The organism is Parvimonas sp. M20 (assembly GCF_035282425.1).
Taxonomy (GTDB): domain Bacteria; phylum Bacillota; class Clostridia; order Tissierellales; family Peptoniphilaceae; genus Parvimonas.
Genome location: NZ_JAYKBQ010000109.1, coordinates 1 through 312 on the forward strand (window position 1 = coordinate 1; position 312 = coordinate 312).

Genomic DNA, 312 nt, shown 5'->3' on the forward strand with positions numbered 1-312 from the left:
TGCTTGTCAGCAGGGTCTGCATCGATCAGCTCTTGCATCTTGTCATATGCCATCTTGGCAAACTTTTCGCACCCAACAGCCTCCACCACACGCAGCTGGAGCATTGTGTGCCCACCGTGTGAAGTGTCCGTCATGCTTAGCTGCATGAAAACTTCCAACTGAGGGTCGTCTTCTGCAACCACAGTCTTGTGGTCGAAGGTATCCTGGAGCCATGCCTTGAAAGGCTTGAACCCTCCAAACGAGTAAACCCAATTGCGTGCATCAAGATTATCATCGTTGCATGCAATGGTTATCTCAAAGCCCAAAGCATAG

1 protein-coding gene is annotated in these 312 nt (G+C 50.0%); it reads right to left on the reverse strand.

Annotation, left to right across the window (positions count from 1 at the left end; genetic code table 11):
• A partial coding sequence (locus VJI93_RS08605; RefSeq protein WP_324009290.1) for a 6-carboxytetrahydropterin synthase occupies positions 1-312 on the reverse strand: 312 nt, incomplete at both ends.